This is a genomic window from Rhodanobacter humi (assembly GCF_041107455.1).
In the GTDB taxonomy this organism is placed as follows: Bacteria; Pseudomonadota; Gammaproteobacteria; order Xanthomonadales; family Rhodanobacteraceae; genus Rhodanobacter_A.
This window is the reverse complement of record NZ_JBGBPY010000001.1, coordinates 2,872,328-2,896,233: the sequence shown is the minus strand read 5'-3', so window position 1 is coordinate 2,896,233 and position 23,906 is coordinate 2,872,328. Positions and strand designations below refer to the sequence as shown.

General features: G+C 67.2%; 18 protein-coding genes. 6 read left to right on the top strand and 12 right to left on the bottom strand.

Annotated elements, in window-relative coordinates:
- The first annotated feature begins 13 nt into the window (after window positions 1–13).
- Window positions 14–916: a DUF4097 family beta strand repeat-containing protein gene (locus AB7878_RS12795; RefSeq protein ID WP_369494740.1), complete on the top strand. Its 903-nt coding sequence runs from the start codon at window positions 14–16 to the stop codon at window positions 914–916.
- Between the two features lie 225 nt (window positions 917–1,141).
- Here AB7878_RS12795 and AB7878_RS12790 read toward each other — a convergent pair whose 3' ends face one another.
- Window positions 1,142–4,261, bottom strand: coding sequence for a TonB-dependent receptor (locus AB7878_RS12790; protein ID WP_369494739.1), 3,120 nt, complete (start codon window positions 4,259–4,261; stop codon window positions 1,142–1,144).
- 290 nt (window positions 4,262–4,551) lie between these two features.
- On the opposite strand from AB7878_RS12790, the gene AB7878_RS12785 reads away from it, so the two are divergent.
- Window positions 4,552–6,234: a tetratricopeptide repeat-containing sulfotransferase family protein gene (locus tag AB7878_RS12785; RefSeq protein ID WP_369494738.1), complete on the top strand. Its 1,683-nt coding sequence runs from the start codon at window positions 4,552–4,554 to the stop codon at window positions 6,232–6,234.
- Between the two features lie 79 nt (window positions 6,235–6,313).
- Here AB7878_RS12785 and AB7878_RS12780 read toward each other — a convergent pair whose 3' ends face one another.
- Entirely contained in the window at window positions 6,314–7,225 is a 912-nt protein-coding gene (locus tag AB7878_RS12780) for a hypothetical protein (protein WP_369494737.1), read from the bottom strand.
- A gap of 230 nt (window positions 7,226–7,455) precedes the next feature.
- On the opposite strand from AB7878_RS12780, the gene AB7878_RS12775 reads away from it, so the two are divergent.
- The gene (locus tag AB7878_RS12775) at window positions 7,456–10,347 is read left to right on the top strand and encodes a bifunctional diguanylate cyclase/phosphodiesterase (RefSeq protein WP_369494736.1); all 2,892 of its coding nucleotides are present in this window, start codon (window positions 7,456–7,458) and stop codon (window positions 10,345–10,347) included.
- A 9-nt stretch (window positions 10,348–10,356) separates the two neighbouring features.
- On the opposite strand, the gene hslO is transcribed toward AB7878_RS12775, so the two are convergent.
- Window positions 10,357–11,253: an Hsp33 family molecular chaperone HslO gene (gene hslO, locus AB7878_RS12770; protein WP_369494735.1), complete on the bottom strand. Its 897-nt coding sequence runs from the start codon at window positions 11,251–11,253 to the stop codon at window positions 10,357–10,359.
- A 97-nt stretch (window positions 11,254–11,350) separates the two neighbouring features.
- Here hslO and mtgA point away from each other — a divergent pair, with 97 nt between their 5' ends.
- Window positions 11,351–12,061, top strand: a complete 711-nt coding sequence (gene mtgA, locus AB7878_RS12765) for a monofunctional biosynthetic peptidoglycan transglycosylase (protein WP_369494734.1) — start codon at window positions 11,351–11,353, stop codon at window positions 12,059–12,061.
- Between the two features lie 216 nt (window positions 12,062–12,277).
- Window positions 12,278–12,706 (top strand): CBS domain-containing protein, encoded by a 429-nt coding sequence (locus tag AB7878_RS12760; RefSeq protein WP_369494733.1) that lies wholly within the window; start codon window positions 12,278–12,280, stop codon window positions 12,704–12,706.
- A 35-nt stretch (window positions 12,707–12,741) separates the two neighbouring features.
- On the opposite strand, the gene AB7878_RS12755 is transcribed toward AB7878_RS12760, so the two are convergent.
- Window positions 12,742–14,049: an NTP/NDP exchange transporter gene (locus tag AB7878_RS12755; protein WP_439653796.1), complete on the bottom strand. Its 1,308-nt coding sequence runs from the start codon at window positions 14,047–14,049 to the stop codon at window positions 12,742–12,744.
- 257 nt (window positions 14,050–14,306) lie between these two features.
- Between AB7878_RS12755 and AB7878_RS12750 the strand changes: the two genes are divergently transcribed.
- Entirely contained in the window at window positions 14,307–15,608 is a 1,302-nt protein-coding gene (locus tag AB7878_RS12750; protein ID WP_369494732.1) for a serine hydrolase domain-containing protein, read from the top strand.
- 82 nt (window positions 15,609–15,690) lie between these two features.
- Here the strand turns inward: AB7878_RS12750 and AB7878_RS12745 are convergent, their stop codons facing one another.
- From AB7878_RS12745 to cysD, 8 genes are all read right to left on the bottom strand, one after another.
- Window positions 15,691–16,710, bottom strand: coding sequence for an energy transducer TonB (locus tag AB7878_RS12745; RefSeq protein ID WP_369494731.1), 1,020 nt, complete (start codon window positions 16,708–16,710; stop codon window positions 15,691–15,693).
- A gap of 516 nt (window positions 16,711–17,226) precedes the next feature.
- Entirely contained in the window at window positions 17,227–17,766 is a 540-nt protein-coding gene (metJ, locus tag AB7878_RS12740) for a met regulon transcriptional regulator MetJ (RefSeq protein WP_369494730.1), read from the bottom strand.
- A 52-nt stretch (window positions 17,767–17,818) separates the two neighbouring features.
- A complete protein-coding gene (locus tag AB7878_RS12735; RefSeq protein ID WP_369494729.1) occupies window positions 17,819–18,034 on the bottom strand; it encodes a hypothetical protein in 216 nt (71 codons plus the stop codon).
- Between the two features lie 362 nt (window positions 18,035–18,396).
- Window positions 18,397–18,792: a glycine cleavage system protein GcvH gene (gcvH, locus tag AB7878_RS12730; RefSeq protein WP_369494728.1), complete on the bottom strand. Its 396-nt coding sequence runs from the start codon at window positions 18,790–18,792 to the stop codon at window positions 18,397–18,399.
- Between the two features lie 72 nt (window positions 18,793–18,864).
- Complete coding sequence (gcvT, locus tag AB7878_RS12725; RefSeq protein WP_369494727.1) at window positions 18,865–19,965, bottom strand: glycine cleavage system aminomethyltransferase GcvT; 1,101 nt, start codon at window positions 19,963–19,965, stop codon at window positions 18,865–18,867.
- Between the two features lie 72 nt (window positions 19,966–20,037).
- The gene (locus tag AB7878_RS12720) at window positions 20,038–20,655 is read right to left on the bottom strand and encodes an alpha-ketoglutarate-dependent dioxygenase AlkB family protein (protein WP_369494726.1); all 618 of its coding nucleotides are present in this window, start codon (window positions 20,653–20,655) and stop codon (window positions 20,038–20,040) included.
- A gap of 156 nt (window positions 20,656–20,811) precedes the next feature.
- Complete coding sequence (gene cysC, locus AB7878_RS12715) at window positions 20,812–22,704, bottom strand: adenylyl-sulfate kinase (RefSeq protein WP_369494725.1); 1,893 nt, start codon at window positions 22,702–22,704, stop codon at window positions 20,812–20,814.
- Window positions 22,704–23,621, bottom strand: a complete 918-nt coding sequence (gene cysD, locus AB7878_RS12710) for a sulfate adenylyltransferase subunit CysD (protein WP_369494724.1) — start codon at window positions 23,619–23,621, stop codon at window positions 22,704–22,706. The genes cysC and cysD overlap by 1 nt, the downstream gene beginning before the upstream one ends.
- Between the last annotated feature and the right edge of the window lie 285 nt (window positions 23,622–23,906).

Sequence of the window (23,906 nt, the reverse complement as noted above, 5' to 3'; positions counted from 1 at the left end):
GCCAGGAACGACCATGAAGATCCCACGCTACGCTCCCCTGCTGCTGTGCCTGTGTATCGGCCAGGCCCTGGCCGACACGCCGATCAACCTGCAGCATGCCGCCACGCCCACCGCGCGCATCAGCATCAGCAACGTCTCCGGCGAGGTCCGCGTCACCGCCTGGGATCGCCCGTCGGTGCAGGTGGGCGGCCAGCTCGGCGACGGCGCCAAGCCGCTGGCGATCACCGGCAGCGACGGCCAGCTCGCGATCGAGGTGCAGCCCCAGGGGGGCGGCGGCTGGTTCAACTGGGGCAGCGACAACCGGATGGCGCCGACCGTGCTGGACCTGCACGTGCCACGCGGCGCCACGCTGGACGTGCGCGTGGTCAGCGCACCGCTGGTGATCGACGGCATGGACGGCGGCGGCATCGTCGTCAACACGGTCAGCGGCCGCGCGCGGATCAACGCGCGCACGCCCTCGCTAAGCGTCGACAGCGTCAGCGGCAACATCGAACTCGCCGGCCATGCCATGCAGGCCAGCCTGCAGACGGTAAGCGGCGACATCCTCGCCCCCGTGCTGGGGGAACAGGCGAAACTGCAGACCATCTCCGGCCGCATCCAGGCCAGCGGTGGCCCGTGGCGCCAGCTCACGCTGAGCACGGTGTCGGGCGACGTACAGATCGCCGGCGGCCTCGCGCCGGACGGCAAGCTCGGCATCGACAGCATGAGCGGCAACGTGCAGCTGCAACTGCCCGCCGGCACCTCCGCCACCGTACATGCCAGCAGCTTCAGCGGCGACCTGCGCAGCGATTTCGGCAGCGCGCAGAAATCCGAACACGGCCCCGGCAGCAAGCTCGATGCCCGCCTCGGCAACGGCAGCGGCTCGATCAACGTCGAGACCTTCAGCGGCGACCTGCGCATCCGCACCGCGAACTGACCCGGGTCCCGAAGCCATCACCCGGGTGGGCTTCGGGCCAACGAATCTGGCACCTGCGTGCGCAGCCCACAGCGTGCGTGCTCCTTTGACGAATCCCGTATCCGTCAACCGTCCTTCGACACACCTGGCCACACGCACCGGCACATCCCGTGTCACGACCGCCCACAAAAAAGCCACCGGCCATGACGGCCGGTGGCTGCAGAACGTTGCTAACTGTCTGCTGTATCAGTAGTCGTAAGTCACCGAGAACCGCACGGTGCGCGGCGGGGTGGTGAACAGCGGCTGCTGGTAGTTGGTGTTGACGTAAAGCGTGTTGTTCAGCTGGTTGAAGGAGCTGGGGAACGACGGATCGGTCTGCAACGCGCGCTGCTGGTTCAACGCATTGAAGACGTCCAGGTTGAAGCCCAGCTTGTGGTCGGCGAACGCCGGGCGGTAATGCACGCCGAAGTTGACCAGTTCCGTCCATGGCGTGTGGCCGTTGGAACCCGGCGGCACGCGCTTGCCGTTGCACCAGTGGTAGTTGCCGGTGCTCGTGTTGTTGTAGCCGGTCGGGTCGTTCGCACCACCGGGGAGGTAGCCGGCCGGGCCTTGGGTCAGCGGACCGAAGTAACCCAGGCACTCCTTCGGCATGCCGGACTGCACCAGCAAGGTGGCCGAGACCAGCCATTCCGGCGATATCTCGTAGTCGCCGCGGAAGCGGATCTGGTGCTTGCGCACGTTGGCGAACTCGCCGTACTGGCCGTCCATCAGCTGCCAGCTGTCCCAGTCCTCGGTCTTGGAAATGTCCTCCTGGCCGAAGTCGGAACGCACCTGACCCTCGGTATTGCCGAAGCCGCGGGTGAAGGTGTAGTCGACCCGGCCATACCACTTGCCGTCGAACGGATGCTCCAGGTACAGGTTCAGGGAGCCGTACTTGCGAACGGCACCACGATCGAAGCCCCAGTCCTTCAGGGTCATCGGCACGAGCATGTCCGGGTGGCTGCTGTCGCTGGAAGTGACCAGCATCGTGTTGGTACGGCCTGGATTGAACAAGCGGCAGTACGAGGCGCCGTACAGCGAATCGTAATAGGGACCGGCTGGCGTCGTCTTCGTCGCACCCGCTGTCAGTGCCGGATTTACACCCATGGCCTGCATCTTGGCGTCGATCTGGCTCGGCGAACACTCGTCGTCGATCGCGGCCTTCAGTTGACGCCACATCGCCTTGGCACCATAGACCCAGTGGTCGCCCAGCTTCTTGTCGAAGCCGACGATGAACTCGTCCAGGTACTCCGGCTTCAGGTTGCGCGCGGCGACCTGCAGCGGATCCTTGGGCGCACCCGTCTCGCCGTCCGGCGAAGTCGTCGGCCCGAGCTGGGTCAAGCCCTGCGGAATGCCCGTGACCGGGTCGATGCTGGTGTACGAGTAGTTGGTGGTGAGGTAGGTCGAGCGGTTGGCTGCGCGCTCCGCCGCATTGTTGGGCAGCGCCAGGTAGTAGCGACCGGCGTTGCCGTAGACCTTGAACGAGGAGTCGCCGAACACGTCCCAGCTGGCGCCGATACGCGGCTCCCACTGGTTCTTCTCGTCGACGAAGGTCTGACTGAGATCGTTGTAGTTGGTGAAGCGGTCGTTGCGCAGGCCGATGCTCAGGTAGACGTTCGAGGCCACCTGCCAGTTGTCCTGCAGGTAGTAGGCCTTCTGCGACATGGTCATGCTGGTCGCCCAGCCGATCTCGCGCTTCTGCACCACGTTGCCAGCCGCATAGCGCCAGTAGTAGTTCACTGCCGGATTGAACGGGTTCTGCTGGTTCGGACCCTGATCGATGGCCCGGTAGTACATGTTGTCGATACCGGCCAGCAGGTCGTGGTCACCCAGCTTGTAGTCGAAGTCCACGCGCAGGCCACGGGTGGAATTCTTCGCGCCGGGCGAAGTCCACGAAGTATTGGTCTGGGCATTGGTAGGATGGCTACCGTCGGGCAGGGTCGCATTGCTTCCGCGGGAAATGAACGGCAGCGGGCTGGTGTTGCCGTACTCGACCGGATCCTGGAAATGCGCCTTGCCGGCGGTGATGCTCAGCGTGGCCGCATCGGTGATGTAGCTGGTGAAGTGGCCGATATAGAACTGGGCGTTGTCCTTGGTGACGTCGTTCTTGCTGGAGTACGCACCCTTCTGCAGGGTGTCGTAGTCGAAGTTGTAGGTCGAGCCGGCGCCGAGGCTGGTGTTGTTGCGCAGCGCGGTCAGCTCCAGCACGTTGCTGTCGGTGATGTTCCAGTCCAGCTTGCCGTAGAACTTCGTTTCCTTGTCGTGGAAGTCCTGCACCTTGCCGTTGTCGATGATCTCGACATTGGTGCCCTGGGTCTTGGTGGTTTCACCGGCCAGGAACAGGTACAGCTTGTCCTTGATCAGCGGGCCGCCCACGTAGGCCGAATAGATCGTCTGCCATTCCTTGTTGTTGTTGCGGTACTGCCGCAGCGAGCCCGGCGCATTCGGGGCCGGTGCGTAGTTGACCAGGCTGCTCGACGCCGGAATCGCGGGATTGCCGTAGCGGTAGTTGGTCGGATCGCCCTCGAGGAAACGCGGCTGCCAGGAAACCTGGCCGCCGAAGTGCCAGTCATTGGTGCCGCGCTTGCCGACCTGGTTGATCACGCCGCCATCGGAACGACCGTACTTGGCGTCATAGCCGCCGGTCAGTGTTTCCTGCTGCTCGATGGCGCCGTAGGGCAGTTGGAAGCCGCCCAGATTCTTGTACGGCTCGCCAACGTTGTAGCCGTTCACGTAGTAGGCGTTCTCGGACACGCTGGAACCGCCGAACGACACCAGCGACTGGCCGGACGTACCCTTGAAGAAGCCGCTGCCCGACGTGGTGTTCGGCGACAGCAGCGCGATGGCTTCGGCACTGTGCGCCACCGGCAGCCGCTTCAAATCAGCCGCAGTGATGACCGTGCTCGAGTTGACGTTGGTGACGTCGATGGAGGGCAGCGCGTTGGCCGTGACCGTCACCGAGGACAGCTGGGTGGCATTGGTACTGGCGCTGGCGAAGTCGACGCCCGCGGCGCCGCCGCTCGAGACGTAGGCGTTGTCGTGCGTGCTGACGACCGTGCCGTTCTGCTTCAAGGTAACCGTGTAGGTGCCCACGGGCAGGTGATCGACGCGGTAACGGCCCGCGCTGTCCACCGGCACTTCGCGCGAGAAGCCGGAGGTGTTGCTGACCATCACGGTCTCGCCCGAAGCGGCGGGCGCCTGACCGAAAATGCTGCCGACGGTGCTCTGCGCAAGCGCGGCCCCGCTGAAGCTCAAGCCCATGGCGATCGCCAGGGCAGTCGGTCGCCAACGCATGGCGCCAGCACTGGCTCGGTAGCGAATACTCATCGTGTTTCTCCCCAAATAATTGTCAGGACGGACGACTGATGCATTTCAAACACATCAAACCGGCAGATCTATGGAAGCCCCCTGGCTTCGCAAGCATGAAGTGGAACTTCACAAATCCTTGCGACGGACAACCTGCCTCACGCAAAAATAAGTCGTGAGAACATGCTTGGTCAACAAAAACTTTATGTTTGCACTCAAGCAATCTCGCAATAATCTGCAAGACCATGACATTAAATGGAAATGTGTCGTATTAATTTGCGATAACTCGAAAGACCACGCCTTGGCAACCCATGCCTGTCGCGATGCAGATGCCCGGTTCCGCGTCAAAGGGACCGATTGAGCCGACCCAACGGCGGAACTACCATCCCTTGATGAACTCGACGGTACCCACAGCCGCCACGCCGCGGCCCCAATCCCGGGATCAAGCATCGGAAGAAGCCCGGCTGGCCCGTGTCCAGGAATCCCTGGAATCCCGGCTCGTCCAGGCGCCCTACAACACCGCCACGCTGATCGAACTGGCCGAAGTGCTGTTCCAGCGCGGGTGCTTCCGCGCCTCCAGCCGCCCGCTCTTGCAGGCCGCAAGCCGGCTTCCGCGCAACGCACCGCTGATCGTCTCGCTCGCGCAACACCTTGTTGCCAATGGCGAAATCATCGTTGCGCGGGCCTGCCTCGACCTGCTGGAACAGGCGCCCGAACCACCCGCCGACTTGCTGGCCGCCCAGGCTCACCTCCGCTTCACGATCGGCGACATCGCCAGGGCGCGCGAACTGATGGAGCGGGCACTGCGCGCGGGAGCCGATTCACCGGGCGAACTGCACATGTATGCCTTGCTGCTCCAGTTCAGCGGCAGGATCGACGAGGCGCAGGAACTGCTGGAGCGCAACCTTGTGCGCTGGCCGCGCTTCGGCGACGCCATCACGGTGCTGGTCAACCTGCGCAAGCAGCGCCCCGAATCCCGGCGGCTGGAATGGATCGAGGAACAATTGCGACGGATGCCGCACGAATCAGCGGAGGCCGACCGCGGCTTCGTGCGCGCGGAATTCGAGTACGCACGTTTCAAGACGCTCGGCGACCTGGGGCGCCACGAGGAAGCCTGGGATGCGCTGTCACGTTGCAACGCAATCATGCATGCGCTGAATCCTTACGATGCCGAGGCCGAGGAAGCGGTCGCCACGGCGCTGATCGGCATGTCGGGCGGCGCCGAACCGCGCCCGGGCGTCGAACGGCCACCGGGCCCCACCCCCATCTTCGTGGTGGGCATGCCCCGTTCGGGCACCACCTTGCTGGACCGGATCCTCTCCAGCCACTCGCAAGTCACCTCGGCCGGTGAAATCATCGATTTCTGGCGCCAGTTGCACTGGGTCGCCGATGTCGTGCCCGCTCGATCCGAGGGTCTGCTGGAAATCATCCGGCGCAGCGATCGCATCGACTACCGCGAGCTTGGCGAGCGCTACCTGAAGCAGACCCAGTGGCGGGCGGAGGGCAAGGCGTATTACGTCGACAAGCTGCCCGCGAACATCCAGATGGTCGCCTTCATCCGGCGCGCCCTGCCGCACGCCCCCATCCTGCACCTGGTGCGCGACCCCATGGATACCTGCTTTTCCAACTACAAGGCGATGTTCGGCAACATCTCCCCGTACAGCTACGAGCTGGACGCGCTTGCGCACTACCACGGGCAATACGCGCGACTGGTGCGGCACTGGCAAGCCACGCTGCCGGGCGCCCTTCTCGACGTACCGTACGACGCACTCGTGCAGGACACCGAGGCGACGGTGCGCGATGTCTTGGCCCACTGTGGATTGGCTGTCGAGGAAGCCTGCTTCAGGCCCGAGCGCAATGCTGCCCCGGTTGCCACGCCCAGCAGCGCGCAGGTGCGCGAATCGATCCACACGCGGGGCCTGGGCCAGTGGCGCAGCTACGCGCGGCAACTGGAGCCGCTGCGAGTGGCGTTGGCGGCGCAATCGATCCGCTGACGGCCGTGCGGCGCGTCAAACGAGAACGCCGTCGCTGGGCGACGGCGTTCTCGTCAGGGTGATTCCGCCGCAAGCCGGATCAGAGATCCTGGTGATACTGCACGTAAGGCGTGCGCGACTGGTCCGGCTCGGGACCCATCGGCGTGTTCGCCGGCGTGCCCGAGGACCACAGGTTCTGCGCGCCGACGCTCAGCGAGCCCTGCCACGGCAGACGCCAGGTCACGCCGAGGTCGATGCTGTTCCAGCGACGGTCGGGGGCGTAGCCGTTGCCCGGCACGCCAGCCAGCGGTTGCATGGTGCGGCCGACGATGCTGCCGCTGACCGGACCGTGGTCGACGCCGAAGCTGATCGCCTTCTGGTCCAGCGTGCTGATGCCCAGCAGGTTGCCCGGCAGCAGATGGATGCGGCCGACACTGGCCCCCACGTCGATGCCGCTCTTGCTGCCCAGCGCGAGACGGCCGTGCGCATTGAGCTGGGAGCTGCTGTCGAAGCCGGAAAGCCCGTCGACGCCCGGCGCGACGCCGGGCAGCACGCGCGGCAGGCTGGGGCTGTTTGGCGTGCTGTTGGTGCCCACGCTCAGGCCGAGGCTGTAGCGCCCGTCCTGGTAGGTGGCGCCCACCTCGCTGCCGACCACGCGCAGCGGACTGTTGATCCAGGAATGCTGGCTGACATCGGCATGCGCCTGCCAGTTGGGCGTCAGGCCGTACTGCAGGCCGGCGCTGGTCACGCTCGACGCGTCGACCACATGAAACGAGAGTGGTGCGTTGCGCTGCGCCTGCACGCCGTTGCGGTTGTCCGCCTTGAGCACGAACAGGCGGCCATCCGTACCGCGCCACAGCGGCACCACGAGGCCCGGCTGCACTTCGGCCATCTGCGCCGGCGGCTGCTTCAGCAGTTGCGCAGCCAGCTTGCCGTTGGCATCGTCCACGCTCTGACCGGCCGCCGCGAACGGCAGCAGGCACAGCAGCAGTGGAACAAGCAGGCGGCGCATGGCAGAAGGTCCGATACGGTGGATATCAGTCGATTGCGGGGACTGAAGTATATCGCATTTTACATTTAACTAACACCAGCACAAGCCCGCGGTACAGTAATCCATGCCGTGCTGTGACCGGCTTCTCGATAGACCGGTCTGCGTTCCCCGGGGTTCCTGCTGGCGGTGGTACCGATTCGCAGGATATAAGAGGCGTCACGCCGCCTCCCGACTGCCGGGTCGACCCATTGATGACTGCAGCTTCCACCTCACGCCCCACGCCCGTACCCGCCCCGGCAGACGATCCGGCGGGCGTGCCTGCGGCGGTCGAGCAACTGCTGAAGGCCCACGACAGTTCGAGCGTGCTGGAAATCTGCGAACGCATCCTGGCCGACTTCGGGATCGCCGGCCAGTTGCACTGGCGGGCGCCGGAGACCCGGGACGCGCATGCTTCCGGCTGGTGCTTCGATCTGGCGGAGGATACCCAACGCCAGCACGTACTCACGCTGAGCCGCGACGAACCGGTGGCCGAGGCCCTGCGCGAAAAGCTGGCCTGGCTGGGCCGGCTCGCCGACACCCGCCTGCGCCAGCTGGCCGAATCCAGCCGCCTGTACGAGGCGATCTCGCGGCTGGCGCTGGCCGAGCGCCTGCAGCGCGCGCTTTACGCGATCGCCGAGCAGGCCAGCGCCGAACACGACATGCCCGCACTGATGCGCTCGCTGCACACCATCGTCAGCAGCCTGATGTACGCGGAGAACTTCTACATCGCGCTGTACGACCCGGCCGGCGACAGCGTGCGCTTCCCGTACTACGTCGACACCCTCGACAGCGATCCGCCGCCTCCCGCGCGCAACGTCCCGCTGCACGAACTGCTGCACGGCATCACCTGGACATTGCTGCGCCATGGGCGCCCGCTGTTCGGCGCCGCCGACGAGCTGGCGCAGGGACTCGGCGGCCAATTCCAGCTGCACGGCCCGCGCTGCGAACACTGCATCGGCGTGCCGCTGTTCCGCGCCGGCCAGGTCGTCGGCTGCATCGTGGTGCAGAGCTATCGCAGCAGCGTGCACTACACCCGGCACGACCTCGACCTGCTGAGCTACGTGGCACAGCACGTGCAAACCGCGATCGAACGGCGCAGCGCTCACGTGGAACTGGAGCGCCGGGTCGCTGACCGCACCACCGCGCTGCGCGAGGCGAACCGCGTGCTGCGCCAGCAGGTGCTGCAGCGCCAGCGTGGCGAGCGGCTGCAGGCCGCGCTGTTCCGCATCGCCGAACTGGCCAGCACCACCGACAGCCTGGAAGATTTCTATCCGGCCGTGCATCGCGTGATCGGCGGCCTGCTGTACGCGCGCAACTTCTACATCGCGCTGGGCGACGAGGAGAACCAGCTGATCACCTTCCCCTACTCGGTGGACGAGGTGGACAGCGACCGCCCGGCGCGCAGCCACGGCACCGGCGCCACCGAATACGTGCAACGCACCGGCCGGCCGCTGCTGGCCGACGCGGCGACGATCGACCGCCTGTGCGCCAGCGGCGAGATCACCCGTTTCGGTTCGCGCTCGGTGTGCTGGCTCGGCGTGCCGCTGATCTGGGGCGACCAGGTGCGCGGCGTGCTCGCGGTGCAGAGCTACTCGCCCGAACACACCTATACCGAACGCGACCAGGAGCTGCTCACCTTCGTCAGCTATCACGTCGCCAACGCGCTGCAGCGCAAGCATGCCGACGCCACGCTGAAGCAGGCCTACGCCAGCCTCGAACGCCGCGTGGTGGAGCGCACCCGCGCGCTGGGCCTGGCCAACCGCGACCTGCGCGAGCAGATCGCCGAGCGCGAACGCATCGAGCGCCGGCTGAAATACGAGACCCTGCACGATTCGCTCACCGGGTTGCCCAACCGCACCCTGCTGCTGCAGCGGCTGGAACAGGCGATGCAGCGCTACCAGGCGCATCCGGAAGAACAATTCGCCGTGCTGTTCATCGACCTCGACCGTTTCAAGGTGATCAACGACTCGGTCGGCCACCTGGTCGGCGACGATCTGCTGTTCCAGGTCGGCGGCCGCATTCGCGCCTGCCTGAAGACCCGCGACGTGGTGGCGCGCCTCGGCGGCGACGAGTTCGCCGTGCTGCTGGAGCACGTGTCCGATGCCGACGCCGCGCGGCGCATCGCCGAGCACGTGCTGAACGAGCTGCAGACACCGTTCCGGCTGGGTGCACGCGAGATCTTCACCTCCGCCTCGATCGGCATCGCGATGGCCAGCGTGCACTACCGCCAGCCCGAGGAGCTGCTGCGCGACGCCGATTCGGCGATGTACCACGCCAAGGACGGCGGCCGCCATCGCGCCTCGCTGTTCGACGACCGCCTGCGCCGCGAGGCGCTGTCGCTGCTGCGCATGGAAAGCGACCTGCGCCATGCGCTGACCCGCCGCGAGTTCGTGCCGTTCTACCAGCCGATCGTCGCGCTGGCCGATGGCCGCGTCGCCGGCTACGAGGCGCTGCTGCGCTGGAACCACCCCGAGCGCGGCCTGCTGCTGCCACAGGATTTCCTGCTGATCGCCGAGGAGACCGGCTGCGCCGAAGCGATCGACTGGATGATCTTCGAACAGGCCTGCGCCCAGGCCACGCAGCTGGTCGGCACCAAGGGCACCATCAGCATCAACGTCTCCGGCCTGCATTTCCGCTACGCCGACTTTGACACCCGCCTGCTGGCGCTGCTGGAACGGCATCGCGTGCCGCCGTCCAGCATCCGCATCGAGGTGATCGAGCGCACCCTGCTCGACAATCCCACCCAGGTGAAGCAGATGCTGCAGAACCTGCGCCACCAGGGCGTGGGCATCGCGCTGGACGACTTCGGCACCGGCTACTCCTCGCTGAGCTACCTGCACCAGTATCCGTTCGACACGCTGAAGATCGACCGTTCCTTCGTCACCGAACTCGGCGACGAACGCAAGGACCAGGGCACGGCGGTGATCCGCGCGATCCAGGTGCTGGCCGACTCGCTGGGCATGCAGGTGATCGCCGAGGGCATCGAGGAGGCCGCGCAGCGGCAGGCCCTGCTCGACGTGGGTTGCCGCTACGGCCAGGGCTTCCTGTTCGCGCAGGCGCAGACCGCCGAATACTGGCTGCGCCCGGAGCATCGGCTGCCGTAGGAGCCGCTCCTACGCCGTGCCGGTGATGCCCGCCCCGCCGGCATCGCGCAACAGGTGCTCCGCGTCGACGCGGTCGAACTGGTAGCGCTGCGCGCAGAACTCGCAGTTCACCTCGATCTGGCCGTCCTGCGCGTCCAGCGTCGCCTCCACCTCGTCGCGGCCCAGCGAGCGCAGCATCGCCGCCACGCGCTCGCGGCTGCAGCTGCAGCCGAACGCCAGCGGGCGCGGCTCAAACAGGCGCACGGATTCCTCGTGGTACAGGCGGTACAGCAGCTGCTCTGGAGCCGTGGCCAGCATTTCGGCTGCGCCCAGCGTGGTGGTGAGATGCATCACCCGCGTCCACGCATCCTCGTCCTGCGCCGCGGCGCGACCGCCCTCGTCGGGCAGCTTCTGCAGCATCAGGCCCACCGCGTGCTCGCCGTCGGCGGCCAGCACCAGCCGCGCGGGCAACTGCTCGGACTGGGCGAAATAGTTTTCCAGCACACCGGCCAGGTCCGCCGCGCGCAGCTCCACCAGGCCCTGGTAGCGCCGGCCGCGCTCCACGTTGCCGATGGTGATCGCCATCACCGCCTGCGGCAGCGCTTCGAGCGACAACGGCTGCGGCAGCGGCGGCTCCCAGCGCGCCAGGCCGCGCAGGCGCCCCTGGTCGGTGCATTCGGCGAACAGCAGGCGCAGGGCACCCGTGCTCTTCAGCTGCACCGACAGCTCGCCATCGAGCTTGATGTTGGCGGTCAGCAGCGCGCTGGCCGCCAGCGCCTCGCCGAGCAGCTCGCGCACCTCGCCGGGATAGTCGGCACGGCCAGCCACCTCGCGCCATGCCGGCCCCAGCCGCACCAGCGCGCCACGCACGCCGGCGCGTTCGAGCAGGAAGCGGTGCAGCACATCTTCGACCAGTACGGTTTCCACGAATCACCTCGCAAGATTATCGTCGCCAGATGGGGGCGAACCCCGCCCGCGCAATGGCCGCCTCTATACTGCCGCGGATTTCCGCCAGCCGTCCGCCATGTTCCGTCGCCCATCCTTTCGTCGCCTGCTGCGCTGGATCGCTTTCGCCGCGCTGGCCTGGATTGTGCTCACCTGGTTCGCGGTGCTGGTGCTGCGCTTCGTGCCGCCGGTGACCTCGGCGGTGATGCTGGAGCGGCACGTCGGCGCCTGGCTGCACGGCGAGCACGACTTCCGCCTGCGCCAGCACTGGGTGCCGTGGTCGCGGGTGTCGCCGTGGGTGCCGCTGGCGATGGTGGCCGGCGAGGACCAGAAATTCCCGTTCCATCACGGCTTCGACTTCGACTCCATCCATGAAGCGATCGACGCGGCCGACGACGGCGCGCGCCTGCGCGGCGCCAGCACGATCAGCCAGCAGACCGCGAAGAACCTGTTCCTGTGGAACGGCCGCAGCTTCGTGCGCAAGGGACTGGAGGCGTACTTCACCGTGCTGATCGAGCTGACCTGGCCGAAGCGGCGCATCCTCGAGGTGTACATGAACATCGCCGAGCTGGGCGACGGCATCTACGGCGTGGGTGCGGCCAGCGAAATCTATTTCCACATGCCGCCCGCGCGTCTCACGCCGACGCAGGCCGCGCGGCTGGCCGCGGTGCTGCCCAGCCCGCGGCGCCTGCACGCCGACCACCCCAGCGCCTACGTGCTGCGCCGTGCGGACTGGATCGAGCGGCAGATGCGCCAACTCGGCGGGCCGTCCTACATCGAGGGGCGGTGACCTTTGCGATCGTCCTTGATCGCGAGAATCAAACGGGCGGCCATCCCTGGCCGCACTTTGGGCTACTTCTGCGATCATCCCTGATCGCGAAAATCAAATGGGCGGCCATCCTTGGCCGCACTTTTCAAAAGGCGCTTCACGGCACGGCTACACCCGCCGCTGGCGCCGGCGCTAGACTGGTTCCGCCCCATCCGCGGGTTCAACCGGAGTCCGGACATGCGTCAGGTCAGGCATCTGCTGGAAGGCAAGGGTGGCAGCATCTACACCATCGCGCCGGGCGCCCCCGTGCTGGAGGCGATCAAGCTGATGGCCGAACACCGCATCGGCGCCCTGCTGGTGATGCGCGGCGAACAGCTGGTGGGCGTGGTTTCCGAGCGCGACTACGCGCGCAAGGTGATCCTGCAGGGCCGCTCCTCGGCGCAGACTGCGGTGGCCGACATCATGCGCGCCGACCCGCTCACCGTGGGACCGCAGACCGACGTGCTCGACTGCATGCGCCTGTGCACCGACAGCCGCGTGCGCCACCTGCCGGTGCTCGAAGGCGGCAAGGTGGTGGGTGTCATCTCGATCGGCGACCTGGTGAAGGCGGTGATCGACGCCCAGGCCGAGCAGATCGAGCATCTGGAACGCTACATCACCGGCTGAATCGCGTCCGCGGGACGGCGCAGCGGCAAGCACGCTCAGGCCGATGCCGTGGCCTTGCTCCGCGTCGCCGGTTCGTCCGGCGCCAGGTCGGGCGACCAGCCCGCCCGGCGCGACACCCAGGTCGCCAGCACCGCCACCCCGGTGCCCGCAAGCGCCAAGCCGGTGACGCCCACGCCCAGCATGCGCAGGCCGCTCACCGCGCTGGTCACCGCCAGGTCGCCGAAGCGCCACACCGCGGTCTCCACGAAGTTCTTGCCCTTGTAGCGCGTCTCGCGCGGCACCCGCGTGTACAACGCATCCACTGCGGGCTTGGTCATGCCGTAGGCGAAGCCGCGCGTGGTCGCCATCATGATCGCCAGCAGCGACACGGCGTAGCCGGAGATCACCACGGCACCGTGGCCGCCGATCGCCACCATCAGCAGCAACGCCACGTTCACCAGTGCGGGCAGCACCAGCGCCCAGCCTGCGCCGCGGCGGATCAACAGCCAGCGGGTCAGCGTGAGCTGCAGCAGCGCGCCGAGCGTGTTGGTGGCGAGGTCGAGATCGTTGTAGAACGCAGTGCGCGCCACCGCGCCGGCGAAGTGCAGCTTCGCGTAGTCGGCCACCAGTGCGTAGGCCAGCGTGCCGATGCCGTCGCCAAACAGCATCAAGAGCGCCATGTAGCGCAGGAACGGCCGCGTCCACACCTCCTTGGCGCCGGCCCACAGCGAGCCGCCGATCGCCGCGCCGGCCCGCTGCCCCGGCCGCGCCAGTTCGTGCTGCGCGGACACGTGCAGCAACAGCGCCAACGCGCCGCCCAGCGCCAGCGCCGAGACCAGCAGCAGCGGCGCCACGCCGATCAGCTGCACCAGCAGCTTGGTCACCAGCGGGCCGAAGATCGCCCCGGCCATGCCACCCATGGCGATCAGCGAGAACACCCGGCGCGCCCGGCCGCTGCTGAAGATGTCGGCCATGACGCTCCAGAACAGCGACACCACGAACAGGTTGAACACGCTGCCCCAGACGAAGAACACCACGCCCAACTCGCGCGCACCGATGCGATCCTGCGCCACGAACGCCGGCACGAAGGCCAGCAGGGAGACGATGAAGAAGCTGTAGCTCCAGCCCAGCAGCAGCCGCCGCGGAAACCGCGCCACCAATGCGCCGAACAGCGGCGTCAGCAGCAGCATCGCCACGAACACCGCGCCGTAGAACAAGGGCAGCGATTGCGATCCCACCGCGCCGATCAACTGGTCGCGCACCGGCCGGATGATGTAGTACGACGTCATCACGAAGAAGAACGCCAGCGCAGACCACAGCGGCTTGGCGCCATCGTCTGTCGCAACGGCACGGATCGAGCTCACGGGAACATCCAGCAGCGGGGGCAAGCCAGGATGCGGAAAGGCTAGCACGCGTTCGCGGCAACCCGCCCGGTGTCGCCAAACCCGCCAGCCGGAATCGCCGCACTTGGCCGGATCCCGATGGGCCTCAAGGCAGCGCACGTTGTCGGCATGCGCAAAGTGCCGGAGAATCGAAGGACGACTTCCCCGGCGACGCCTCCCACCCTCGGCACGCCCTCCACCACCGGCGCCGATTCGCGCCGGCCCGATCTGCGAAGAACATGCGGCATCGACATCTGCGCCCCACCCTTGCCTGCGCACTCGCGCTGGCCTGCACCGGCCTCCACGCGGCGCCGGCCGACGACGGCGGCAACCTGCCGCCAGCCAGCGCGCACATCGCCACGGCCGAACTGCCGGCCGAACGCGTCAAGGCCACGCTCGCCGACTACCAACGCTGGCTGGACGAACTCGACGCGCGCCATGGTGCCGCCGGCCTCGCCACGGCGGTGGTGATCGACGACAACGTGGTGTTCGAGCACACCCTGGGTTACGCCGACGCCGCCAGCCAGACACCGGTGACGCCCACCACCGTATTCCGGCTGGCCTCGCTCTCCAAGGCCTTCGCCACCGCGGTCACCGGCCTGCTGGTGGACAGCGGCAAGCTGCGCTGGGACATGAAGCTGGTCGACGTGCTGCCCTACTTCAAGCTCAAGGACATGCAGTCCGCCGACCAGGCCACCGTGGCCGACATCCTCGGCCAGCGGCTGGGCCTGCCGCACAACACCTACGACAACCTGCTCGAAGGCGACGAGTCGTACCAGGAGCTGGTGCGCAAGCTGGACGAGGTGGACATCACCTGCCCCGCAGGCCAGTGCTACGGCTACCAGAACGTGGCCTTCAGCATGATCGGCGACGTGCTGTTCGCGCGCACCGGCAACTTCTTCGACCGCCTCGTCGACCAGCGGCTGTTCCATCCGCTGGGCATGCAGACCGCCAGCTACGGTCGCTCCGCGCTGGAATCCAGCAAGAGCTGGGCGCACCCGCACCGCCCCGGCCGGAACCACGGCTGGATTCCATTCCAGCCCAACGAGACCTACTACCGCGTGGCGCCGGCCGCCGGCGTCAACGCCAGCATCCGCGACATGGAGCAATGGCTGATCGCGCAGATGGGTGGCCGCCAGGACGTGCTGCCCACCAGCCTGCTCGACGTGTTGCACGCGCCTGCCGTGAACACGCCGACCGAACTGCGCGCCACGCCGTGGCGGCGTGCGCGGCTCAGCGCCGCGCATTACGCGCTGGGCTGGCGCGTCTACACCTACGGCGGCGAAACGCTGATCTTCCACGCCGGCGCGGTGGCCGGTTACCGCACCATGATCGGTTTCTTCCCGAAGTACCACGCGGGCGTGGTCACCTTGTGGAACTCCGCCGGCGCGATGCCCAGCGGGCTGATGCCGATGGTGTTCGACAGTCTGCTCGGCCTGCCCCACCTGGACTGGGCCGGGGTGGAAAGTCCCGAACCCGCCAAGGCGGCACCGGCCAAGGCCAAACCTGCGCGCAAGGCGCGATCGCGCCGCCACCGCTGAACCGGTCGTCACCGCTCCGGCCAACACGAAGACGGCGCATGCGATGCATGCGCCGTCTTCGTCTGCATCAGCTGCGGGTCGATCAGCGTCCGGTGCTGAACTCGATCTTCTGCTGCTTGGTGCTCGCCACCGCCGTGCCACCATGCGTCGCCGGCTTGAAGCGGTAGCGGCTCACCGCCTCCATCGCGGCGCGATCGAACACATGGCGCGGCTGCGCATCGACCACGTGCACGTCCGAGGTGCGGCCCTCCGGCGTGACCGTGAAACCGACCACCACCCAGCCGCTCTGGCCCGCGCGCAGGGCCGCAGTGGGATAGTTCGGGTTCGCGCCCTTCAGCAGCACCGCGTCGCTGCTCTCGGCAGCGGCGACCGCGGTCGGAGCGGGTTGCGCTGTCTCCTGCGCTGCGGTCTGCTGCTGCTCGGTATGCTGCTGTTTCGCCTTGGCCTGCTCGGCGGCCAGCTGCGCCTGCTGCTGTTCGGCCTGCTTCGCGGCTTCCTGCTTCTCGGTGGCGGCCTTCTGCACGGCGAGTTGCGCCGCCTTCTGTTGGTCCTCCGCCTGCTGTTGCTGCTGGCTGGCCAGCTTGCGCTGCGCATCGAGCTTGGAACGCAGGATGGTCAGCGTGTAGTTCGCCGGATCGGCCTTGGCCAGCAGGTCGATCTGGCGCTGCGCCTCGTTGAAGTCGCGCGAGTTGACTGCCTGCTCGGCGTCCGATGCGGCATACGGGAAGGTCTCGCGCAGGGCGCTGGTCGCCACCGGGTTGCCCGGCTGCTTGGCCAGCACGCGCAGGTAGAACTCGAACGCGTTGTTGCCCGCCGGCGCCAGGTAGCGTTGATCCTTCAGGGCCTTGCTGGCCTCGGTCAGCAGCTGGTTGACGTCCATCGCCTGCACGTTGGCGGGCGCGGCTTCGGCCGGCGTCTTCCCGACCGCTGTCACGGCGGGCACGCCGCCGTTGTCCAGCTGCATCTGCTGCTGGTAGGGGCGGACGATCAGCAGCCATGCCGCGGCGGCAAGCGCGGCGACGATGGCAATGATGGCGATGGCAACGGGCCGGACGGCCCCGCGCACGCGGCGGCGCGCGATGTGTGTATATCGGGTATCCATGGTCTCTCACCGAGTGTCGACAGATACCCGCGCTTTTTCCCCCTGTGCATCCAGGAGCGGCGAGTCCCCTGACTACGCCGCGGCGCGGATGTGGGAAAGGTAACCGCATTGCGCCGGGTGGGCAAATCGCACGGACTTTCGTCGCAAGCCGTGATGCATTCCGCGGTGGCGTGGCCGGGGTCGTGCTGGCGGGGCGGCATGGAACGGCTCGACAGCTTGTGGCGCCTATCCTTGCAACTGCCTCTGGTCGCAGGAGTCGAGCGGGCGGCCGCCATGGCCGCACCTCTCAAACCTTGCGATCGTCCTTGATCGCGAGAGTCAAACGGGCGGCCAGCCATGACCGCACTCCTCAATCCTTGCGATCCTCCCTGATCGCGAGAATCAAACGGGCGGCCAGCCATGGCCGCACTCCTATAAACGAAACGTCCCGGCAGGGCCGGGACGAAGTTTCCGAATCGATCTCCCCGCGCTGGGCACCGCGGGGAGACAAATCGATGATGCCTGTTGTTGTAGTGCTTACTTCTTGGCGGTCTTGCTGGTCTTGCTGGTCTTGACGGCCTTCACCACCTTGGCGGCGGCAGGCTTCTTGGCAGCGGCTTTCTTCGCCGCCGGCTTCTTGGCGACCTTCTTCGCGGTGGTCTTCTTCGCAGCCGCCGGCTTCTTCTTGGCGGCGGCCTTCTTCACCGCCGGCTTGCGGGCGGTCTTCTTCGCGGCAGCCTTCTTGACGGCCGGCTTCTTGGCGGCGGTCTTCTTGGCAGTGGTCTTCTTGGCGGCCTTCTTGGCAGCCGGCTTCTTCGCAGCGGATTTCTTGGCAGTGGCCATGGTTCGTCTCAGCTCCTCATCGGTTGGCAGTGGTTGCCCAGTAAAAGCGTGGAGGAACGCCTCGACCAGCAAATCGCTGTTGGTGGCGTGCCTCAAATTCTTCACCTGACGTTCGGTGCGCAGGTCGGACAGCGTACGCAATACATGGAGCGGAATCGAAACGGTGATCTTGCGTACCGCGTTCGCCTTCTCACCGTGCTCTATGTAAGGCGTGATGAATTTCGGTGATGCCATGTTGCCGTTCCCCGTGAACTTGGGCGAAAGCTATTCCGTAAGATTTCAGCTGTCAATGGATTTTGTTCGGCAAATCAATTCGTTTCGCCGAGGGACGGATGCCGCCGGCGCAGGCGGCACCATCATTCCGGCATCGCGGCAATTCACGTTTGGACATCCATACATCCAAACGATATTGCGATGGATTTTTCGCCGCATGTTGAAAAGCACTTGAAACAAGGGCTTTTCCGCTTGCCGCATGCATCGCGCAGGGAACGCGTAACGCCATCGCCTCCGCGCACCGATCCGCGCCTCGCACGCCGGATGACGGCGTCCCAGGGAGATGAACGGGACGCGACCGGATTCTTCGCGAAACGGTCGTCGCCGGAACGAATTGCCGCCGTCGCGGGCAGCGAACAGCCGACTTCGACACCTCGCCGCGGCGACGGCAACGACCGGACCCGTCCGCTCCGGCGACGCCAACGAGCACGTCGGGCACGACCATCGCCCCGCTTCCGGCGCTTCCGGCGGCCCGCATCGCTTCCGCAAACGGCCGTCCATTTGCGACGCCGGCGCGACACGCCGCGGATGCCGGAAACGACGACGGCCGCGCAAGGCGGCCGTCGTCGATCCACGCGGAAACGGGGACGCTCAGTGGTCCTCGTTCTCGATCAGTTCCTCGTAGGCGCTGGCGTCGAGCAACTGGTCAAGCTCGGCGCGGTCGCTGATGCGCACGGCGAAGATCCAGCCTTCACCGTAGGCGTCCTCGTTGATCGTTTCGGGCTTGTCGTTGAGCGCCTCGTTGACCTCCACCACCTCGCCGGACACCGGCGAGTAGATGTCCGAGGCGGCCTTCACCGATTCCACCACCGCGGCGGCGTTGCCGGCGGTGACGCTGGCGCCGATTTCCGGCAGTTCGACGTAGACCAGGTCGCCGAGCTGGCCCTGGGCGTGGTCGGAGATGCCCACGCGCACCAGGCCGCCGTCCTCGACGCGGGCCCATTCGTGGGATTTGTTGAACTTCAGGTCGCCGGGGATCTCGCTCATGGTCGGGTCCAGTTTCGGGTCAGGGGACAGGCGGCCATTCTAGCCGCAAGAGATGGGCAGGAAAGGGGCGGCTCAGATGCCGTCGCAGGGTTTGCCTTCGCGCACGAACGGGTACTTCACCAGGCGCACCGGCAGCTCGCGGCCGCGGATGTCGACGCGGATCGCGCCGGGCTCGCCGGCGGGGATGCGCGCGAACGCCACCGCCTTCTCCAGCGTGGGTGCGAAGCTGCCGGAGAGGATTTCGCCCTCGCCGTTCGCGGTGAGCACGGTCTGGCCGTGGCGCAGCACGCCCTTCTCGTCCAGCACCAGGCCCACCATCACGCGCGGCACGCCCGCGGCCTTCTGTTTTTCCAGCGCGGCGCGGCCGATGAAGTCGCGGCCTTCGTCCAGCGCGATGGTCCAGCCGAGGTTCGCCTCCCACGGCGAGACGGTCTCGTCCATGTCCTGGCCGTAGAGGTTCATGCCGGCTTCCAGGCGCAGCGTGTCGCGTGCACCGAGGCCGGCCGGCGCCACGCCGGCGGCGGCCAGCGCTTCCCACAACGCCACCGCGTGCTCGGCCGGCACGATGATCTCGAAGCCGTCCTCGCCGGTGTAGCCGGTGCGCGCCACGAACAGCGGCATGCCGTGCGGGCCCTGCGCGGCGGCAGCGGCGAACTTGCCCAGCTTCTCGATGCGCACGCGGTCCACCTCGTGCAGCAGGCCCAGCACCTTCGCGCGGGCGTTCGGCCCCTGCACCGCGATCATCGCGAACTCGGGGCGTTCACGCACTTCCACGCCGAAGGCAGCGGCCTGCTTTTCGATCCACGCCAGGTCCTTGGCGCGGGTGGCAGCGTTCACCACCAGCCGGTAGAACTCGTCGCCGAGGAAGTACACGATCAGGTCGTCGATCACCCCGCCCTGCTCGTTGAGCATGCACGAGTACAGCGCCTTGCCGTGCACCTTCAGCTTGTCCACGCTGTTGGCCAGCAGGTGGCGCAGGAAGTCCTTCGTGTGCGCGCCGTGCAGGTCGACCACGGTCATGTGCGAGACATCGAACATGCCGGCGTCGCGGCGCACCGCGTGGTGCTCCTCGATCTGCGAGCCGTAGTTGATCGGCATGTCCCAGCCGCCGAAGTCGACCATGCGTGCGCCCAGCGCGCGATGGGTGGCGTTGAGTACGGTCTTCTCGGTCATCGCGGTGGCGCCTTGCGGGGATGGGAGACGGCCATTATCCCCTGCCCGCGCGGGGCATTCCAAGCCGCGGATTCAGTGCGCCGACGTATCGACCCGGCGAAAAGTCAGGTTGATGCGCGGCGTATCGATGCCGCGCATGCGCGGCAGGTCGTGCCGGTACAGCTGCTGGGTGGCGCCAGCCATGCGCAACAGGCTGCCGTGCGGCAACACCAGCTCGACGGTGTCGCCGGGCTGCGCCGGTTCGCCGCGCGCGCGGCGGCGACGGAAGCGGAAACGCCGCTCGGCGCCCAGGCTCAGCGAGGCGATCACCGGCTGTGTCCCCAGTTCGGGCTCGTCGTCGCTGTGCCAGCCCATCGAGTCGCGGCCGTCGCGATACAGGTTCGCCAGCACGCTGTTGAAGTGCGTGCCGCAATCCTGCTCGACGCGCTCGCGCACGGCGGCCAGCGCGGATGGCCATGGCCGGGGCTCGAAGCGGCTGCGCGAATAGGTGTAGGCGGCGCCGGGATCGCCGATCCAACAGCTCAATCGCGGCGAATCGAGCTCACGGCCGAACAGGCGGATGCGATGGGTTTCCCAGGCGATCGCCTGACGCAGCTCGGCGAACAGCGCGTCTGCCTCGGCCGTGTCCAGCCACTGTGGCCACAGCGCCACGTCCGCATCGGGAAGTCGGAGGTCATGCCAGTTGTTCATCGCCCGGACCGGCCGTCCGAACCATGCAGTATCCGGAGCGAGGCATTCGACGGCGTCCGTGGGTCGGGATCCATCCCGACTCCCTGGCTGTGTCGGGCTGAAGCCCGACCTACGGTCCTAGCTGCGGCGAGCGGAAAATGGAGTCCCCCGGCAAGTTCAGATGGCGTAACCATCGCCGTGCGCCGGCAAGCCGATGTGTTCCAGCAACTGGGTGGCGAGCTGCTCGGCGAGCTGCTCGGCGCGCAGGCCGGAGGTCCGCAGGTGCACCTCGGGCGCCTCGGGGGCTTCGTACGGCGCGTCGATGCCGGTGAAGTTGCGGATCTCGCCGGCGCGTGCCTTGCGGTACAGGCCCTTGGGATCGCGCTGTTCGCACTCGGCCAGCGGCGTGTCCACGAACACCTCGACGAATTCGCCTGCGTCGAACAGCTCGCGCACCGAACGTCGCTCGCTGCGGTAGGGCGAGATCGCGCTGACCATCACGATCAGTCCCGCGTCCACCATCAGGTGCGCCACCTCGCCGATGCGGCGGATGTTCTCCACGCGGTCCTCGGGGGTGAAGCCCAGGTCCTTGTTGATGCCGTGGCGCACGTTGTCGCCATCGAGCAGATAAGTATGGTGGCCCAGCGCATGCAGGCGCTTCTCCACCAGGTTCGCGATGGTGGACTTGCCGGCACCGGACAAGCCGGTGAACCACAGGCACAGCGGACGCTGACCCATGCCGGCGCCGCGCACCGTCTTGTCCACGTCCACATGCTGCCAATGCACGTTGGCCGAGCGCGTCAGCGCGAAGTCGATCATGCCGCAGGCCACGGTGGCATTGCTCTGGCGGTCGATCAGGATGAAGCCACCCAAGGTGCGGTTGACGGCGTAGGGCTCGAACGCGATGTCCTCGTCCAGGCCCACCGTGCAGTAGCCCACCTCGTTGAGCGCGAGATGACGGGCGGCCAGCTTGGCCTGGGTATTCACGTCCACCTTGTGCTTGATCGCCATCACCCGCGCGTTGACCGTGCGCGTGCCGATCTTCAGCCAGTAGGTGCGGTTCGGCAGCAGCGCGTTGTCGCCCAGCCATACGATGTGACAGGCGAACTGGTCGGCCACCGGCGCGGGGCGCAACGCGTCGGCGATCACGTCGCCACGGCTGGCGTCCAGCTCGCGATCCAGGCACAACGTCACCGCCTGGCCTTCGCCGGCGCTGTCGAGGTCGCCGTCGGCGGTGACGATGCGTTCGATGCGTGCGCGCGTCACGCCGGGCTGCACCACCACCTCGTCGCCCTTCGTCACGCGGCCGCCGCAGATCGTGCCGGCGTAGCCCCGGAAACCCTGGTCGGGCCGGTTCACCCATTGCACCGGCATGCGGAAATCCGCCGCCCGCGCCGGCGTGGCGTCGGCCGCTTCCAGCAGATCGAGCAGGGTCGGGCCCGAGTACCACGGCATCCGCGTGGAACGGTTGCCCACGTTGTCGCCACCCGGCGCGATCACCGGCAGGCAGTCGACCCGGGCGATGCCCAGCGTCTGCGCCAGCGCGCGGTAGGCCTCGCTGATCCCGCGATAGACGGCCTCGTCGCAGCCGACCAGGTCCATCTTGTTCACCGCCAGCACCACCTGGCGGATGCCGAGCAGGCTGCATATGTAGGTGTGGCGGCGGGTCTGCGGCAGCAGGCCCTTGCGTGCGTCCACCAGCACCACCGCCAGCTCGGCGTTCGAGGCGCCGGTGGCCATGTTGCGGGTGTACTGCTCGTGGCCGGGGCAGTCGGCCACGATGAAGCTGCGCCGCGCGGTGTGGAAATAGCGGTAGGCCACGTCGATGGTGATGCCCTGCTCGCGCTCGGCATCGAGGCCATCGGTAAGCAGGGCGAAGTCCAACGCATCGCCCGCGTCGGCGTGCAGCTTGCGGCTGTCGCGCGCCAGCGCGGCGAGCTGGTCGTCCGGCAGCATGCCGGCGTCGTACAGCAGGCGGCCGAGCAGAGTGCTCTTGCCGTCGTCCACGCTGCCGCAGGTGATGAAGCGCAGCAGGCCCTGGCCGGTGCTGTTGGCGTTGACGGCACCCATCAGAAATAACCCTCCTGCTTCTTGCGCTCCATCGAGGCCGTGGGATCGTGGTCGATCACCCGTCCCTGCCGCTCGGAACTCCTGGAATCGGCCATCTCCTGGATGATCTCGTCCAGCGTGGCGGCGCCGGACTCCACCGCGCCGGTGAGCGGGTAGCAGCCCAGCGTGCGGAAACGCACCATGCGCGTCTCGACCTTTTCGCCTTCGCGCAGGATGAAGCGCTCGTCGTCCACCATGATCAGCGCGCCGTCGCGCGCCACCACCGGGCGCGGCTTGGCGAAATACAGCGGCACCACCGGGATGGCCTCGCGGCGGATGTACTGCCACACGTCCATCTCGGTCCAGTTGGAGATGGGGAACACGCGCACGCTCTCGCCCTGGCGGATCTGGGTGTTGTACGTGTGCCAGAACTCCGGGCGCTGGTGCTTGGGGTCCCAGCGGTGCTGCGCGTTGCGGAACGAGAACACGCGCTCCTTGGCGCGCGACTTCTCCTCGTCGCGGCGGGCGCCGCCGATCGCCGCATCGAACCGGTACTGGTCCAGCGCCTGCTTCAGCGCCTGGGTCTTCATCACGTCGGTATGCACGGTGGCGCCGTGGACGAGCGGCGAGATGCCCTGACGCACGCCGTCCTGGTTGATGTGCACCAGCACCTCGACGTCGCCCTGCGCCGCCACCTGGTCGCGGAACGCGATCATCTCGCGGAACTTCCAGGTGGTGTCCACGTGCAGCAACGGCAGCGGCGGCTTCGCCGGGTAGAACGCCTTGCGCAACAGGTGCAGCAGCACCGAGGAATCCTTGCCGATGGAATACAGCATCACCGGCTTGCGGAAACTGGCCGCGACCTCGCGGAAGATGTGGATGCTCTCGGCCTCGAGCTCGTCGAGGTGATCGGTGCGGGGGGCAAGACGTGCGTTCATGGACTGCCGGTTTCAGTAGCGATGTATGGCCCGCTGCAGGTCGAGCCGAACGGGCATGCTACGCGAGCGCCGCCGATTGCCCAAACAACCAGGCCGATGGGAAAGCGCACGGGATGGCATATGGTGCCAAAGCGCATCCTGTGCGCGACGGTTGCATTGCGTAGGAGCGGCTTCAGCCGCGATCCGCGCCCCATCCCCAAAAGCATCGCGGCTGAAGCCGCTCCTACGCCACTCCTGCGGGTTTGCATCCATCGGGTCGAGCCCGCGTTGGCTTGCCACTGCCTG